Genomic DNA, 16,692 nt, shown 5'->3' with positions numbered 1-16,692 from the left:
GATTTATCGAAAATTATTTTGTCAGAGGGACGACTTCCCATTCGCCCTTGTTGTCGAGCAGTATGCGGTCGCAGTTGAGCTCGCTGCGGTCAGCTTCGTGACCGGCCAGTTCGACGACTACAATCTCACCGCTACTGCGCAGTTGCTGGATTTTCTGCGCCAGTTTGGCGTTTTTCAGATAGGGTGCCAGGATGCCTTTTGAACCGGGAGAACGCCAGAACAGTGTGGCAATTTCGCGCAGATCCAGGCTAAATCCAGTGGCAGGGCGGGCGCGGCCAAATGCTTTGCCGACCTCGTCATAACGTCCGCCTTGTGCCAATACGTTGGTATGCGTCCCCGCATAGGCGGAAAACACCACGCCGCTGTGGTAGTGGTAGCCGCGCAATTCGGCGAGGTCGATATTGATTTTCGCACTGCCCTTGAGCTCATTTTCGATGGCGCGCAATTGTTCCAGGGCCTGGGTGATTTCCAGGCTGCTAGGCAAAATCCGGAATGCTTCGTCCAGCACCTCTACCCCGCCATAGAGTGTGGGCAGGGCGATAAATGCGGCACGGGTTGCCTCATCCATGCCGTGGGTCAAATCGCGAATGGCCGGGGTATCTTTAGCCTGCAGCGCCTGGAACAAGGCGGCTTCTTTCTCTGCGGGAACGTGCCCGTAGGCCATCAACCCGCCAAATACGCCGACATGTCCAATATCCAGATAGAGGTCACTGACACCGGCGAGTGTCAATGCATCCAGCATCAGTCGCTGGATTTCAACGTCCGCTTCGTATCCACTGTGACCGTATAGCTCGGCGCCTACCTGCAGTAATTCACGCGAGCGATTCATGCCCTCGGGCAGGGTGTGCACAACGACACCGGCATAACACAGGCGCGTCACGCCCTGATGATTGAGCAGATGCGCGTCGATGCGCGCGACTTGCGGAGTGATGTCTGCCCGCAGACCCATCATGCGGCCTGATAATTGGTCCACCAGCTTGAATGTACGCGTGTCCAGGTCGCTGCCCGTACCAGTGAGCAGTGATTCCAGATACTCCAGCATGGGTGGAGTAACCAGTTCGTAGCCGTGAGTACGGAACATGTTGAGTGTGCTGAGGCGCAGGTACTCCAGACGCCAGGCGACCGGTGGCAGGAGATCTTCGATATATTCAGGTAATAGCCAGTTATGCATGGGAATGAGATGCAAGCAGAATTAACAAACCGCTGAGCATAGACGCGAGTCCGGCGAAGCGCAACTGGCTATCATTCAGGATGACCATCTTACGAAACGCTTCGCGCCATAAACTGGGCGCCACTGCCGGCAACAGGCCTTCCAGCACCAGCATCAGTGCAATGGCAGTGAGGAAGTTGCCGCCGTACATTACCTATTTCCCCGCATTGGGTGATTTCATGTACTTGAAGAAGGCGCTATTCGGTTCCAGTACCAGTACGTCACTCTTGCTCTTGAAGCTCTGGCGGTATGCATCCATGCTGCGATAGAAGGCGTAAAACTCCGGGTTTTTCGAGTAGGCCGAGGCATAGATGGCGCTGGCTTTGGCATCGCCCGCACCCTTGATCTCCTGGGCGTCACGGTAGGCGTTGGCAATGATGACTTGACGCTGGCGGTCAGCATCAGCCTTGATTTTCTCGGCTTCTGCGGAACCGGTGGAACGCAGTTCATTGGCTACCCGTTTACGCTCCGCTTCCATGCGCCGATATACCGACTCGCTGACTTCGTCCGGCAGATCCACATGTTTGAGGCGCACATCCAGAACTTGCACGCCGATCGCACGCGCATCCTGATCGGCTTTTTGACGCAGGGTTGCCATGATCTGATCACGTTCACCGGACACCACATCATGTATGGTGCGTTTGCCGAACTCGGCGCGCAATCCGTCATTGATGGTCTGGCGCAGGCGTGTCTTCGCGCGGGTTTCATCACCGCCCACGCTGACGTAATATTGCCGGGTGTCAATAATGCGCCATTTAACAAAGAAATCCACCAGCACGTTCTTCTTTTCCGAGGTAATGAAACGATCTGGCTGGGCCGGGTCGAGGGTCAGTATGCGCGTATCGAAATAGCGCACGTTCTGCACCAGTGGCAGTTTGAAATACAGCCCTGGCTTTTTATGTATGGCGACGACTTCACCCAGCTGGAAGACCATCGCGTTCTGGCGCTGATCCACGGTATACATGCTAAGGCTTGCCAATATCAGTATGCCCAGTACGACGACTATCAGGATATTCAAATGTTTCATGGCCGATCCTCCCGGTCACGGCTGCGGAAGGTATCGCGCGAGCGGTCATCCGGAGGGGTTGGGGTGGTGTTGGGCTTGGGAGTGGTATCCAGCATGACCGGCGGCGGGGGCGTGCCCTGACCGGACATGCTCATCAGTTTGTCGAGCGGCAGATAAAGCAGGTTGTTGCCCCCCTTGCTGCTGTCAACCAGCACCTTGGTGGTGTTCGATAATACCTGCTGCATCATGTCCTGATACATGCGTTCACGCGTGACCCCTGGCGCCTTGTTGTATTCCTCAACTATCTGCTTGAAGCGGCTGGCATCACCTTCGGCATTCGCAATGACCGACTGCTTGTAGCCTGCAGCCTCTTCAGACAGGCGTGCTGCCATGCCGCGTGCTTTGGGAATGACATCGTTGGCATAGGCCTGGCCTTCGCTCTTCAGGCGTTCGCGATCCTGGCCGGCTTTGACCGCATCATCGAATGCGCCTTGTACTTGCTGGGGCGGCTGAGCGTTTTGCAGGGTGACCTGGCTGATGCTGATGCCGGTTTTGTAGCGATCGAGTACCGTCTGTATCTGCTTGGCGGCGTTCGCAGCGACGTCAGCGCGGCCTTCGTAGAGCACATAGTCCATTTTGCTCTTGCCTACGATTTCGCTCATTACGCTTTCGGCAACCTGGCGTACGGCTTCGTCGGGCGAACGGTTATTGAACAGGTAATCTTCAGGATTTTTCAGGATATATTGCACGGCAAACTGGATATCGACGATATTTTCGTCATCGGTGAGCATCAGCGATTCTTTCAACATCTTGGTTTGAACGTTGTTGCGATAGCCGATTTCCACGGTGCGCACCTGCTCGATATTCACTACCTGTACGCTTTCAATTGGCCACGGCAAATGCCAGTTGGGACCGGGCTGCGTGGTTTCGATGTATTTTCCGAAACGCAGCACCACACCACGTTCTCCGGCATCCACAATGTAAAATCCGCTGGCCAGCCATACCGCGACAATGATAGCGCCTACAATACCCAGACCGGCGGCTCCGAAGCCATTCTGACCGGGGTTGCCGCCGGGGGTGTTTTTGCCTCCCAACAAACTTTTGAGTTTGCTGGTAAATCGACGCCAAAGCTCATCCAGATCCGGCGGTCCTTCGTTTTTTTTGCCCCACTGCGGGTCGTTCCAAGCCATGGTTTTAGTCCAGTTCTGGATGATATTCATTGTTGATGATGGCGGTGCTCAATTGCGGGGCTGCAGGCTCATGGTGATGCTGCGACATTTGTGTCAGCATATCACGCAATGCGGGAATGCCTGCGCCGGTTTTGGCGCTCACTCTGATCCGTGTAATCTTACCATACTCATCCTGCTCGACACCGGGTTCTATCGTCCCTAGATCAATCTTGTTCATTACCAGGATTTGAGGCACGTGCAATGCGCCGATTTCTGCCAGTACCTTGTTGACTTCGGCGATCTGTTTGTCGCGATTCGGATTACAGGCATCCACCACATGCAGAAGCAGGTCGGCCTGGATGGTTTCTTCCAGCGTGGCACGAAAACTCTCCACCAGGGTATGCGGCAGGCGAGTGATGAAACCGACTGTGTCGGAAACCACGATTTCGCCCGCATTCGGCAGGTACAGCTGACGTGTCGTGGTATCCAGGGTGGCGAACAGTTGGTCGGCGGCATAACTGCCAGCGTTGGTGAGCGTATTGAATAGGGTGGATTTGCCGGTATTGGTGTAACCCACGAGCGACACCGACATGACCCGGCCGCGGCTGCGTGCACGGCGCTGTACAGTGCGCTGGCGGTGCTGCTTGACCAGCCGGTCTTTTAATAGTTTGACGCGCTTGCCAATCAGGCGGCGGTCGGTTTCCAGCTGGGTTTCACCCGGACCACGCAGTCCGACGCCGCCTTTCTGACGTTCCAGGTGAGTCCAGCCACGTACCAGGCGCGTGGAAATGTGCCCAAGCTGGGCGAGCTCGATTTGCAACTGGCCTTCTGCACTTTGTGCGCGACGCGCAAAAATATCCAGAATCAGGCTGGTACGGTCCACTACCCGGCACTGCAATATCTTTTCCAGGTTGCGTTCCTGGGCAGGGGACAATGCGTGGTTGAAGATCACGACACCAGCCTCGGTGCTCTGCACCATGGCAGCAATTTCTTCCACTTTCCCGCTGCCGGCGAATAGGGCTGCATCGGGCCGGGCACGGCGTCCTTCGACCAGTCCCGCCACTTCAAGCTGAGCACTTTCAGCCAGGCGATGCAGTTCTTCTACGCTGTCGGCGTAGTCCGGTTCGCCAAAATCCAGGCTGGCCAGTACCACACGTTCGCTACCGGCATGACGTTCAAACATGGAAATGCACCGCAATGGTTTTGCCCAGACAGCATGCTTGAGGATGCGTCTGGCAATAGTCAGATAGGCAGAAGTTATTCAGCGCCTTGATCCGGACGAAGGTTGACCGCGCGAGCCGGAACGACGGTGGAAATGGCGTGTTTGTATACCATCTGCGTTACCGCGTTTTTGAGCAGGACGACGTATTGGTCAAACGACTCGACATGCCCCTGTAATTTGATGCCGTTTACCAGGTAGATGGAAACGGGCACGTGTTCCTTGCGTAACACGTTGAGAAAGGGATCCTGCAATAATTGACCCTTGGATACGCTCATTTTTATGTACTCCCAAGCTTATTGGATATTGGTTGATTATGCGGTCAAGCTGCGTATCGGGCAAATATGAGAAAATGCTGATATGCAGTTCATGCCGTCGGTGTATCGAATTGCGGACGCCCGAAGTGGTACCCCTGCCCCCAATTGACGCCCATTTCGCGCAGGAGTTCCGCGGTGTCGGCGTCCTCGATGTTTTCTGCAATGGTGGTAATGCCCTGTTTGCGGGACAGGTCGACGATACTTTGTATCATGTCGCGGATTTTCAAGTTATGACGCAAATTGGCAATCATCCAGCCTTCGATTTTCAGGAAGCTGACCGGGAGCTTGGCCAGATACAAAAAAGAGGAATAGCCGCTGCCGAAATCGTCCAGCGCCAGACGAAAGCCGGAATCCAGCAAGGGCTGTATCTCACGCATCAGGAGATCGAAGTTGGCGATGTACTGACGCTCGGTAATTTCGAACACCAGCGGTTTGACCGAATCCATGGTAACGGCGCAACTGCTGCAAATCTGCTGGGTGAGTTCGAGTAGTTGTTTGACCAAATCGCCGCGTGCCAGGAACTGCGGCGACAAGTTAATGAAATGGGCGAAATCCGGCGTTGCCCCCGCATCCAGTCGCGCGGCGCAACGCATGATGGCCTGGCGCGTAATGCTTTGATCCACCAGATGGATCAGGTGCAGTCCTTCGGCAGCTTCAATGAATTCAGCGGCTGGAGCGGCGCGTCCGGTTCTGCCGACCAGGCGCGCGAGCGCTTCGTCTGCGACCGGTGCGCCGGAAGAGAGGTCCACCATGATCTGATAGGCCGTGACAATGCGTTTGTCCTGTAATGCGGATTGCAGCTCTCCGGCATGCCAAAGCAGTCCACGCTGTGCTGTCTGGTGTAAAACCACGCGGTCACGTCCGCCATTTTTGGCCTCATACAAGGCGCTGTCGGCTTCAGCCAGAATGCGGGCGATACTTTTCTTGCCGCCCTGATAGACGCTAACACCGGCACTCAAAGTAAGATCCAGGCTGCCATGCGGTGTTGCAATCGGGTGGTGCGCATAGGCCTGGCGCAGCCTGTCTATCACCGCAAATGCCTGTGGCCCGTCCACCTTATGCAAGTAGATGAAGAATTCTTCGCCACCCCAACGCGCGATCCAGTCGCCATCGCGCATTTGCGCCAGCAATATGGCGGCCGCCTGGCGCAGAACGGTATCGCCGGTTTCATGACCGTAATGATCATTCACCAGCTTGAATCGATCCAGATCGCAAATTGCGATAGCGAAAGTTTCACCGCTGCGCTGGGAACGCGCAAACTCTTCAGAGAGCCGGGTTTCTGCGGCGCGCCGGTTAGGCAAGCCGGTAAGCAGATCGGAAAGCGCCAGCGCCTTGAGTTCTTCACTCTGCTGTTTTTGCAGCAAAAACTGCCCGAACCATGCGGCGAGGAGTTCGACAAATGCGATATTGTCTTCTGAACACGCGGTCGTCAGCACGGTGCGACGCATGAAAGACAAGGTGCCGTAGAGATGCTCCCCTACCCATATGGGGGTGCCGATATACACATTAAAGCCCAGTTGGGTGTGCAATGCGTGTTCACGGTAGTGTGCATCCTGACTCAGATCAGGCAGGCACAGGCTGCGTTGGGTAATAGCCACCGCATGAGAAATCGAATCATGTAATGCGATTTGCCAGGGCGTCTGGAATATTCCTGTCGCATCGAATAGATAACTCAGCGTGTAATGCTCGTCAACTTCGCCGACCAGCGCGGTTTCCATGTTCATCGCCGCGGTGGCAGCCTCGAGCATGGCGTCGATTTTTTGTATCTCGTTCAGTGTGCGATCTGTAGCCAGTCGCCATAATGCGCGCAGATGATCCTGCAGGTTTGCTGGAGTGCTGGAGGGGCCCAAATCGGAATTTCCGGATAGGTGGTTTTTCATCAGGGTTTATTTTCCGGATAGCCTATTTGTGTGCGCAATACACCCCGTAGATCGGGTGCTTGCTTCCAGTCTAGCCAACATTTCCCAAAAGAACTATAGGCATCATTCTTGCTCTATGTGGGCGTTGCGCAGGCGTGCTGCGGCGGCTTCAGGACTGATTGTATTGACAAATAATCCGGAACCCAGTTCAAAGCCGGTAGGGATCGAGGTGCGTGGGCAGATTTCCAGATGCCAGTGGTAACTGGCGGCATGTTCGGTGGCGTGTTGATCATGCGGCACGGCGTGCAGGAAGTAGTTGTACTGGGCGCCGCCGATCACTGCGTCAAGCCGTGCCATGGTGCGTTTGAGCACGTTGGCGAGATCGGCCAGATCGTCTGTGCTGATAGCCAGAAAATCTGATTGGTGCACGAGAGGCAGGATGTGTACTTCCCATTCGAAGCGGCTGGCGAACGGCTTGATGGCGATGAATTTTTCCCCGCGCTCCACCACGTATTGGCCGACGTCGATTTTGCGCCGTATTTCGCCCGAATTACGGTCGTAAATGGTGGCTTCAAAGGTCAGCGCTTCATCAATCAACGCGCAGAAAATGCAGTGATGATGCTTGCGGAAGTACTTGCGGCTGTTGTCCACCTCGGCCTGCACATTCTCCGGCACCACTGGCATGGCAATCATCTGGCTGTGGGTGTGCGGGATCGAGGCGCCTGCTGCGGGCCCAAAATTTTTGAATACCAGCACATATTTGAGCCGTTCGTCCGAGGCGTAAATTTGCGCCATGCGGTCCCGATAGGCGCCAAACAACATGGCCAGATGGGCGCTGCTCATGTCATGCAGGGCGGTACCGTGTTCATAGTGGTCGATAATGACCTCGTGGCGGCCATAGCCGTCAATGGTCTGCTGCAGGCCAAAACTGAAATTGCTTTGAGTGCGGTCGTCCCCCAGCACCGGATAGAGGTTTTCCACGATGCGGATATCCCACTCACCGCTGGCCGGGTAAGTAAGTATTTCCGGCGGTGTCTTGTCTTCGTTGCCGCGGCAGAACGGACAGGTTTCCACGTGTTTGCGCGTATCGCGAGGCGCCAGTTCCTCAGCTTTTTTTGGACGCATGCTGCGTGCCGTGGCAACCAGCACTGATTCGCTGGGCACAATGGGGTTGATGCGGATTTCGCGGATTTCGTTGGGCTCGCTCATGTTGGCTCCTTTGTATTCTAAAAACGGCTGAGCCACGGAGAACGCAGAAAAAAACCATGTATCGGTAGATTTCCCAGGTGCACCATCAAAAGAAAAAACAGAATCATGTCTGCTCCGTATCTTCTGGATCTCTGTGGCTTCAATATTTTTTGCGCTGTTTGCCGTATAGTTTGCGTCCCACCATGCGCTTGCGGTGCGCCTGGCGTTCTTCGCTCTCGGTGAGCGGCGCGGGTTTTTTGTCGGCGAACGGGTTGGCGCCCACGTTGAACTGCACGCGCAGGGGCGTACCTTCCAGCTTGAACGCCTGGCGGAAGGTTTTTTCCAGATAACGTTTATAGCTGGCACTGATTTTATCCAGCGCGCTGCCGTGCACCACGATCAGCGGCGGGTTCATGCCACCCTGGTGGGCATAACGCGGTTTGGGGCGGAACGGGCCGGATTTGGGCGGCTGGTGTGCGGTAACTGCGTCCATCAGGATGCGGGTGAGTTGAGGCGTGGGCAGCTTGGCCATGGCGGCGGCATAGGCCACGTCCACCGAGCCGATCAGACCGCCCACGCCATTGCCTTTGAGCGCCGAGATGTAATGAAATTTGGCAAACTCGAGGAATTGCAGTTTGCGCGAAATTTCGCGTTTGACGGTGTCGCGTTTGTAGTCGTCGAGATCATCCCATTTGTTTACCGCCACCACCAGCGCGCGTCCGGTCTCCAGGATGAATCCGGCCATGTGCGCGTCCTGCTCGGAGATGTCGGTCTGCGCATCCAATACCAGTACCACCACGTTGGCGTCTTCGATGGCCTGCAGGGTCTTGACCACTGAAAATTTCTCGATGGCCTCGAAGATTTTGCCGCGGCGGCGTACCCCGGCGGTATCGATCAGGGTGTATTTTTTGCCGGCGCGCTCAAAATCGATGTAGATGCTGTCGCGCGTGGTACCAGGCTGGTCGAAAGCGATGACGCGCTCTTCGCCAAGGAGGGTATTGACCAGAGTGGACTTGCCCACGTTGGGGCGACCGACGATGGCAATTTTCGGGTGTTTTTCGGACTCGTCCTCAGTGGCGTCGGGGAAGCTCTCGAGTGCCAGCTCGAGCAGTTCCTGCACGCCTTCGCCGTGGCTGGCGGAAATGGCCAGCGGATCGCCCAGCGCTAGCTCATGGAATTCGGCGGTGGCCACTTCACGGCGCATGCCTTCGGCCTTGTTCACCACCAGAAATACCGGGCGCCCGCTCTGGCGCAGGCGGTCGGCGATGATTTTGTCCTGTGCGGTGCAACCGGTGCGCACGTCCACCATGAACAGGATGACATCGGCCTCGTCTACTGCCTGCAGGGTCTGGCGTGCCATTTCATGCATGATGCCGTCCTTGACCACCGGTTCGAAGCCGCCGGTATCCACCACCAGATAGGGCTTGTCGCCCACCTTCCCATGACCATAGTGGCGATCACGGGTAAGTCCGGGGATATCCGCAACAATGGCGTCGCGGGTCTTGGTCAGACGGTTGAACAGGGTGGACTTCCCCACATTGGGGCGGCCGACCAGTACGAGAGTGGGTTTCATGGTGTATTCATCGCCGTGTATTGAGCGGCGACTGGTTCCGGTTTACATTTTACAAAGCAAGTGCGTAGACACCGCCGTTGGCGGTTTGTACTACGACACCGCCGCTGCGTGGTTGCGGGCGGCTGATAATGGCGGATCCATCGGTGGCGATGCGGCCGACAAAATGACCGTCATCCAGTGCCAGCAGGTGTACATATCCCTGCCCATCACCTACCGCCAGATAGTTGCCGACGCGTTGTGGTGCCGTGGTGCCGCGTGCCCGCAATTTGTCCTGCGTCCACAGGATTGCGCCACGGTTCTTTTCCAGTGCAACTACCTCGCCTTTGTCATTGGTCACATAGAGATTGCTGTCATCCATGGTAAGGCCTGCCACACTGGACAGTTCGCGCGCCCAGTTGACATTGCCGGTGCGCAGATCAAAACAGGCCACGCGCCCCTGGAAGGCGGCAGCGCATACCTGTTTGTCATCAGCAACAGGGGTGCTGGTGACATCGGCAATCCGTTCGATTTCCGATGCGCCTTTGGGAATCGCCACACTGGCCTCCCAGCCGACTGCTCCGGTATCCAGCGCGAGTGCCACTAGCTTGCCGCCGGCGTAACCGGCGAATACCCCGCCACGTGTAATGAGTACACCCGGCTGGCTGCGTAGCAACAACGCGGGCAACAAGCGCTCATACATCCACTTGCGCGAGCCATCCTTGGCATCCAGCGCATAAATGTGGCCGTCGGCGGTGCGTGCCACGACGAAGCCATCGGCAACTTGCGGGACTCCCAGCACTTCGCTGGATAGCTGTACTTGCCAGCGCGGTTTGCCCTTGCTATCGAATGCCAGTAGCTGGCCCTTGGGTGTGCCTACCAGTTCCAGATCGTCGCCAATGCCCACCCCTGCAGACAGTTTGCCGCCGGTTGCAATGCGCCACAAGGTAGCGCCATTGCCGGCATCGAGCTTGGCCAATTGACCATCGTATCCGGCCACGTAAATCGCATCGGCACTCAAACCCGGTGCAAAGGCATAACTGCGCGCCGCATCTATCTTGGCCTGCCAACCGGTCTTGAGATTGACTGCGGGCTTGAACTCCACCAGCGGCGCTGGCTTTTCAGCTGGGGAGCTACTGCTGAACCAGTTCATCGGGTTCATGCTGGAACAGCCGGCAAGGGCGGCGACGAGTGCGAATACGCTGAGGCGCGGCACCATGTGGATGAGTTTGTTCATTTGGGTTCCCCGCCAAGGGCGTCGAGTTTGACTTCAATATATTTTCGGTACGGGCTTTGCGCGTCGATTTTTTCCAATGCGATCTTGTAACTGGCACGTGCCTCGGCAATCTTGTTTTGCTGTACCAGCGCGTCGCCCTTGAGATCATTGAACCGGGCGGCAAAGGCTTCATTGTAGGGAGCATCCAGCAATTTCAACGCGCCTGCCGGATCCTTCTGTTCCAACAGCACGGCGGCCAGGCGCAGCACTGCCAGTTGTTTGATGCCGTCTTCGCTGGTGTGATCGATGACCCATCGCAACTGTGTTTCTGCGGTCTTCGCATCGCCTGCCTGGATGCTGCTGCTGGCTGAAATCAGTGCCGCACGTGACGCATAGGGAGTACCCGGATATTTGTCGACTATGATCGCTGCGTCATCCTTGACAGTTTTAGGCTGGTTTGCCTGCAAACCTAACTGTAACGCACCATATATTACGGAAGCTTGGGCAGATTTTTCATGCTGCTGATATCGCCACCATTGCGCGCCCGCTGCGCCGATGATCAGTATGGCCAGGGCGCCTGTCACCCAGTTGCCATAGCGTTTCCACCAGTCTTTGAGCGCGTCGAGTTTTTCCTGTTCTTCCAGATCGAAAGTCATGTTCAGTTCCTTGATTGCAAAAGGTCTGTGGTCTCAGAGAGGCTACAGCGCGTTTGTTCGGCGGTTTCTCGTAATGCTTTCAGGGTAATGAGGCCGGCAGCGGCTTCATCGTCACCGATAATCAGCGCAAAACGTGCGCCGCTGGCATCGGCTTTTTTCATTTGGGCTTTGAAACTGCCGCCGCCGCAGTGTAACACCACACTCAGACCGGCTTGGCGCAAGCTGTTGGCAACCTGCCAGGCAAATGCCGTAGCGGTTTCACCCTGATGTACGAGGTAGGCATCGGTAGAGGTCGCTGGCGTATTGACACCGGATTCTTCCAGTAATGCCAGCAGGCGTTCCACGCCCATTGCGTAACCGCAGGCCGGTGCAGGCTTGCCGCCGATCTGTTCGATCAGGCTATCGTAGCGGCCGCCGGCGCACACCGTGCCCTGGGCGCCGAGTCTGTCGGTGACCCACTCGAACACCGTGTAGTTGTAGTAATCCAGCCCGCGCACCAGACGCGGATTGATGCGGTATTCGATGCCATTGCTGCGCAACAGTCCTTGCACGTCCTCGAAGTGTTTGATGGCGTCCGTGTCGAGGTCATCCATCAGGCGCGGAGCGGATTCGACCAGTGCGAGCATGGCAGGGTTTTTGGTGTCTAGAATCCGCAGCGGATTGCTATGCAGACGGCGCCTGGCATCCGCATCGAGCTGATCCTGGTGTGTTTCGAAATGCGCGATCAGGCGGTCACGATGGCGGGCACGGCTGGTAGCATTGCCCAGCGTGTTCAACTCCAGCGTAATGCCGGTCAGGCCGAGACGTCGCCACAGATCTGCGGTCATCACGATGTGCTCGGCGTCGATGTCCGGACCTGCAAAACCCAGCGCTTCGACGCCGACCTGGTGGAATTGCCGGTAGCGGCCTTTTTGCGGGCGTTCATGGCGGAACATGGGACCGGCATACCACAATCGCTGCGGTGCGTTGTACAGCAGGTTATGCTCGATCACGGCCCGTACGCAAGCGGCTGTGCCTTCCGGGCGCAACGCGAGATGTTCTCCATTCAAGGCATCTTCAAACGCGTACATTTCCTTTTCGACAATGTCGGTGACTTCACCGATGGCGCGTTTGAACAGCGCGCTCTGCTCGACGATGGGCGTACGAATTTCGCGGTAGCCGTATGCGCCGAGCCAATCGCGTATCACGGCTTCAAAGTGCTGCCAGCGCGGGCTGTGTTCGGGCAGGATGTCGTTCATCCCGCGTATGGCCTGGATAATGTTACTCATTTTTAAATTCGTTTCTTTTGCGACAGGCGTCGGGAACATTCCTTGGTATTTCCCTGTGCCCTGCGGCAAATAATTTTAGGCAATGGCAATCGGTATGGTTTTGAGTTTGCTGCTTATTTGGCCGCCGGAATAATGGCTTTGTACATAATCTTCTACAATCTGCTGAAATTCCTCGGCGATGCGCTCGCCTTTCAGCGTCACGGTTTTTTTTCCATCCACATATACCGGTGCGACCGGTACTTCGCCGGTACCGGGCAGGGAAATGCCGATGTTGGCATGCTTGGATTCACCCGGCCCGTTCACCACGCATCCCATCACCGCCACGCGCATATCTTCTACACCGGGATAGTGGTTGCGCCATACCGGCATCTGGTCGCGCAGGTAGCGCTGGATGTCCTGCGCCAGGTGCTGGAACACGGTGCTGGTGGTGCGCCCGCAACCGGGGCAGGCCACCACCATCGGGGTGAACGAGCGCAAGCCCATGGTTTGCAGAATTTCCTGCGCCACCACGACTTCCTGGGTGCGGTCGCCACCGGGTTCTGGCGTCAGCGAAATACGCAGCGTGTCGCCGATGCCCTCCTGCAGCAGCACCGATAACGCGGCGGTGGAGGCGACAATACCCTTGGAACCCATGCCTGCCTCGGTCAGGCCCAGGTGCAGCGGGTAATCGCTGCGCGTGGACAGTTCGCGGTAGGTGCTGATCAGATCCTGCACGCCGGACAGTTTGCAGGACAGAATGATGTGGTCGCCGGGCAGGCCGAGTTCCTCGGCCTTACGCGCGGAATCCAGGGCCGAGACAATAAGCGCCTCGCGCATCACCCATTCTGCTTCACGCGGTTCGGCAAGACTGGCGTTGTCGTCCATCATGCGTGCCAGCAGCGCCTGATCCAGGCTGCCCCAGTTGACGCCAATGCGTACCGGTTTGTCATAGCGGCAGGCGGTTTCTATCATGGCTGCGAACTGTTCGTCGCGTTTGCTGCCTTTGCCCACATTGCCCGGGTTGATGCGGTATTTGGCCAATGCCTCGGCGCAGGCGGGCACGCTGGTGAGCAACTTGTGTCCGTTGAAATGGAAATCACCGATCAGCGGCACGTCGCAGCCGCGCCGGCTCAACAGGTCGCGAATACGCGGCACCGCCTCGGCGGCCTCCTGGGTATTCACGGTGATGCGCACCAGCTCGGAGCCTGCGCGCCACAATGCATAGACCTGATCGGCAGTCGCTGCCGCATCGGCCGTATCGGTGTTGGTCATTGACTGCACCACAATCGGCGCATCGCCGCCGACAGCGATATTGCCAATCCATACTTTGCGCGTGACATGGCGCGAAATGTGAAAATCAAACATGCTTTACTCGATAGTCAGGTGCGCGACTGTTGTTCCGGGGCGCGGCGTGAGGGTAACCGGTTTGCCGTTATACGTCATGCTGACGTTGGCGGCGTTGCCAATGATTGCGCTAAATGGGGCTTCACCGGTGAGTTGTGCGGTTTCTCCGGCACGATAGATGCGCGAGGTGAGGCGCCGCTTGCTGGCGTCGGTAATTTGTACCCAGGCATCCTGTTTAAAATTGATCTGGATGTGACCGCTTCCTTCAGCTTGAGTAGCCGGCGCAGCTGGTGGTGTGGCTAGGGAAACAGGTGGTGCAGGCTGCACGGGCGTGGGTGGTTCGACGGCAGGTGCGGCTGGTGCTGGAGCGATTTTTGGAACGGGTGGAGGCGTCGGCGCCACTGTGCTGTGAGATGGGGGTGTGGCCTTGGGTGCGTCGCCGGCGCGTAACCATTGATACACTGCCAGCGGCAGTGCAATCACGATGAGCAGCGCCAGCAGGCTGAGTTTCAACCAGTGGCGTGACAGGTTGCCGGTCAGCGCAATTTGTTCGTCATGGATGGCGAGCGCTTCGACAGGGTTGGCAGGAGCGGCCTGCATGGCATCCAGAAACGGTTGCGGATCCCGTTGCAGCAATCGTGCGTAGTTACGTACAAAACCGCGGCTGAATATTGGTCCCAGACTGGCGAAATCGTCCTGTTCAATTGCCGTGATCTGCTTGGGGGTGAGCTTGAGGCGATAGGCGACATCGTTCACGCTCATATTCTGAGCCTGGCGTATGGAGGCGAGTTCCGCCCCGACTGACTGAATGGTGTGCTGGCTGGAGGACTGTTCGTCTGCGTTCATTCGTATTTCCCGTTCAGCAGCAAATGAGTCTCCGGTGCATCGGGAAAACGCTTGCGCAATTGCAAACCGTAACTTGCTTCGGCATTGCGATCATCCATTTTCCGCATTAGACGCACACCCAGCCAGAGTGCTGCCGGACTGGGCTGGCTGACATCGAAATAGCGGGTAAGCAGCGTACGAGACTCCGTATAACGGCCTTGGCGAAAATAAATATCAGCGAGTTGCGACAGCGCCTGTGGCTGATTGGGCTGGTACTTGAGTGCGCGTTGGAAATAGGCTTCGGCGGCAGTCTGGTTACCTGCTTTCAGCGAACACACTCCTGCATTGGTGAGTGCGCGTTCGGGCGAAGGATAGAGCGGATTGCGCAGCGCCTCATTGAATTGCGCTATGGCTGGCTCGAAACGATTGCGTGTGCACAGGAACCAGCCGTAATTATTGTGGGTTTCGGATTCGTTCGGCGCCAGCTCGATAGCGCGGCGAAAATTGCTTTCTGCAGTTTTGTCTTCATGCAATTGCATGTAGACAAGGCCAAGCATATTGTAAGCCGGTGCATAGTTGCCATCGGCACTGATCGCATCACGTAATTCTTCCAGCGCGATTGCATACTGGGTGCGTGTGAAATAGTCGGCAGCAAGCTCGGTATGCACGCGTGCGCGATTTTGTGCTTCGCTCACATTCCCGGTGGAAGTCTGCTGCGAATTGAGCGTGTCGGCACCCGGCGGTTGTGCGCAGGCGCCCAGCAGCAGGGTAATGAGCAGAACAGCAAGCTTGTTCAATGTGATACCTCCATTCGGCGCATAACCCGCCGGGTTTTATCCTGTACTTGTCCGGCCAGCTGGCCGCAGGCGGCATCGATGTCGTCGCCACGGGTTTTACGGATGGTCACGATATGGCCCGCCTGCATCAGCATATCGCGAAATCGGCGCATCGCATCGCCGCGCGAACAGCGGTAACCGGAATCCGGGAACGGATTGAACGGGATCAGGTTGAATTTGCACGGCACGTCACGCACCAGTTCAATCAACTGGCGTGCGTGCTCGGGTTGGTCGTTGATGCCGTCCAGCATTACATACTCGAACGTGACAAAATCGCGCGGGGCTTTTTCCAGATAACGCAGACAAGCCGCCATCAGTTCGGCCAACGGGTATTTCCGGTTGATCGGCACAAGTACGTCGCGCAGCTTGTCGCTGGGGGCATGCAAGGAAACTGCCAGCGCCACCGGGCAATCCTCGCGCAGCCGATCCATGGCCGGTACCAGACCGGAGGTGCTGACCGTCACGCGGCGTCGCGACAGGCCGTAAGCGTTGTCGTCGAGCATGATATTGAGCGCGGTGACCACGTTGGCATAGTTCGCCAACGGCTCCCCCATGCCCATCATCACGACGTTGGTGATGATGCGTTCGCCTTTCGGGTCGCGTCCCATCGCGTGGTTCGCCCACCACAACTGGCCGATGATTTCCGCCACCGACAGGTTGCGGTTGAAACCCTGGCGGCCGGTAGAGCAGAACGTGCACTCCAGTGCACAGCCGACTTGCGATGACACGCACAGTGTGCCGCGCGTGCCATCCGGGATGAATACGGTTTCCACGCCGTTCATGCTGCCTACGTCCAGCAGCCACTTGCGCGTGCCGTCTGCAGACGCCTGTTCCGCCATCATGCTGGGCGGCGTTACCGTCGCCAGTTGCCCCAGTTTCTCGCGCAGCGACTTGGCCAGATCGCTCATTTCAGCGAAATCCGCTGCGCCGAAATGATGCATCCAGCGCATCACCTGTTTGGCGCGAAACGGCTTTTCGCCGAGTTCGGCGAAATAAGCAGCAAGTCCTGGCAGGTCGTAGTCGAGGAGGTTAAGCATGGCTGAACGATGGT

At 57.0% G+C, this 16,692-nt stretch carries 16 protein-coding genes; all 16 read right to left on the bottom strand.

Going from position 1 to position 16,692, the window contains the following annotated elements:
- Nucleotides 1–13: 13 nt before the first annotated feature.
- The 16 genes from ACFDAU_RS11500 to rlmN all read right to left on the bottom strand — a co-directional run bounded on the left by ACFDAU_RS11500 (nucleotide 14) and on the right by rlmN (nucleotide 16,678).
- Nucleotides 14–1,171 (bottom strand): ATP phosphoribosyltransferase regulatory subunit, encoded by a 1,158-nt coding sequence (locus tag ACFDAU_RS11500; protein WP_413437054.1) that lies wholly within the window; start codon nucleotides 1,169–1,171, stop codon nucleotides 14–16.
- Entirely contained in the window at nucleotides 1,164–1,361 is a 198-nt protein-coding gene (locus tag ACFDAU_RS11495; protein WP_413437053.1) for a DUF2065 domain-containing protein, read from the bottom strand. The genes ACFDAU_RS11500 and ACFDAU_RS11495 overlap by 8 nt, the downstream gene beginning before the upstream one ends.
- A 3-nt stretch (nucleotides 1,362–1,364) precedes the next feature.
- The gene (hflC, locus tag ACFDAU_RS11490; protein WP_413437052.1) at nucleotides 1,365–2,237 is read right to left on the bottom strand and encodes a protease modulator HflC; all 873 of its coding nucleotides are present in this window, start codon (nucleotides 2,235–2,237) and stop codon (nucleotides 1,365–1,367) included.
- A complete protein-coding gene (hflK, locus tag ACFDAU_RS11485; RefSeq protein ID WP_413437051.1) occupies nucleotides 2,234–3,406 on the bottom strand; it encodes an FtsH protease activity modulator HflK in 1,173 nt (390 codons plus the stop codon). The genes hflC and hflK overlap by 4 nt, the downstream gene beginning before the upstream one ends.
- 4 nt (nucleotides 3,407–3,410) lie before the next feature.
- Nucleotides 3,411–4,568, bottom strand: coding sequence for a GTPase HflX (gene hflX / locus ACFDAU_RS11480; RefSeq protein ID WP_413437050.1), 1,158 nt, complete (start codon nucleotides 4,566–4,568; stop codon nucleotides 3,411–3,413).
- A 74-nt stretch (nucleotides 4,569–4,642) separates the two neighbouring features.
- Entirely contained in the window at nucleotides 4,643–4,882 is a 240-nt protein-coding gene (gene hfq, locus ACFDAU_RS11475; RefSeq protein ID WP_124705921.1) for an RNA chaperone Hfq, read from the bottom strand.
- An 89-nt stretch (nucleotides 4,883–4,971) separates the two neighbouring features.
- Nucleotides 4,972–6,801 (bottom strand): putative bifunctional diguanylate cyclase/phosphodiesterase, encoded by a 1,830-nt coding sequence (locus ACFDAU_RS11470; protein WP_413437049.1) that lies wholly within the window; start codon nucleotides 6,799–6,801, stop codon nucleotides 4,972–4,974.
- A gap of 102 nt (nucleotides 6,802–6,903) precedes the next feature.
- Nucleotides 6,904–7,989 (bottom strand): DUF4931 domain-containing protein, encoded by a 1,086-nt coding sequence (locus tag ACFDAU_RS11465; RefSeq protein ID WP_413437048.1) that lies wholly within the window; start codon nucleotides 7,987–7,989, stop codon nucleotides 6,904–6,906.
- Nucleotides 7,990–8,128: 139 nt separating this feature from the next.
- A complete protein-coding gene (der, locus tag ACFDAU_RS11460; protein ID WP_413437047.1) occupies nucleotides 8,129–9,541 on the bottom strand; it encodes a ribosome biogenesis GTPase Der in 1,413 nt (470 codons plus the stop codon).
- 49 nt (nucleotides 9,542–9,590) lie between these two features.
- A complete protein-coding gene (gene bamB / locus ACFDAU_RS11455; protein ID WP_413437046.1) occupies nucleotides 9,591–10,754 on the bottom strand; it encodes an outer membrane protein assembly factor BamB in 1,164 nt (387 codons plus the stop codon).
- Nucleotides 10,751–11,389 (bottom strand): YfgM family protein, encoded by a 639-nt coding sequence (locus ACFDAU_RS11450; protein ID WP_413437045.1) that lies wholly within the window; start codon nucleotides 11,387–11,389, stop codon nucleotides 10,751–10,753. The genes bamB and ACFDAU_RS11450 overlap by 4 nt, the downstream gene beginning before the upstream one ends.
- Before the next feature lie 2 nt (nucleotides 11,390–11,391).
- A complete protein-coding gene (hisS, locus tag ACFDAU_RS11445) occupies nucleotides 11,392–12,657 on the bottom strand; it encodes a histidine--tRNA ligase (RefSeq protein WP_413437044.1) in 1,266 nt (421 codons plus the stop codon).
- A 75-nt stretch (nucleotides 12,658–12,732) separates the two neighbouring features.
- Nucleotides 12,733–14,001, bottom strand: coding sequence for a flavodoxin-dependent (E)-4-hydroxy-3-methylbut-2-enyl-diphosphate synthase (gene ispG, locus ACFDAU_RS11440; RefSeq protein ID WP_413437043.1), 1,269 nt, complete (start codon nucleotides 13,999–14,001; stop codon nucleotides 12,733–12,735).
- 3 nt (nucleotides 14,002–14,004) lie between these two features.
- Nucleotides 14,005–14,826 carry a helix-turn-helix domain-containing protein gene (locus tag ACFDAU_RS11435; RefSeq protein WP_413437042.1) on the bottom strand — a complete coding sequence of 274 codons (822 nt, stop codon included), beginning with the start codon at nucleotides 14,824–14,826 and terminating at the stop codon, nucleotides 14,005–14,007.
- The gene (gene pilW / locus ACFDAU_RS11430) at nucleotides 14,823–15,602 is read right to left on the bottom strand and encodes a type IV pilus biogenesis/stability protein PilW (protein ID WP_413437041.1); all 780 of its coding nucleotides are present in this window, start codon (nucleotides 15,600–15,602) and stop codon (nucleotides 14,823–14,825) included. The genes ACFDAU_RS11435 and pilW overlap by 4 nt, the downstream gene beginning before the upstream one ends.
- Nucleotides 15,599–16,678: a 23S rRNA (adenine(2503)-C(2))-methyltransferase RlmN gene (gene rlmN / locus ACFDAU_RS11425; RefSeq protein WP_413437040.1), complete on the bottom strand. Its 1,080-nt coding sequence runs from the start codon at nucleotides 16,676–16,678 to the stop codon at nucleotides 15,599–15,601. The genes pilW and rlmN overlap by 4 nt, the downstream gene beginning before the upstream one ends.
- Between the last annotated feature and the right edge of the window lie 14 nt (nucleotides 16,679–16,692).

Source organism: Sulfuriferula sp. GW1 (assembly GCF_047300855.1).
Lineage (GTDB): Bacteria > Pseudomonadota > Gammaproteobacteria > Burkholderiales > Sulfuriferulaceae > Sulfuriferula.
This window is presented reverse-complemented; position numbering and strand designations above follow the sequence as displayed.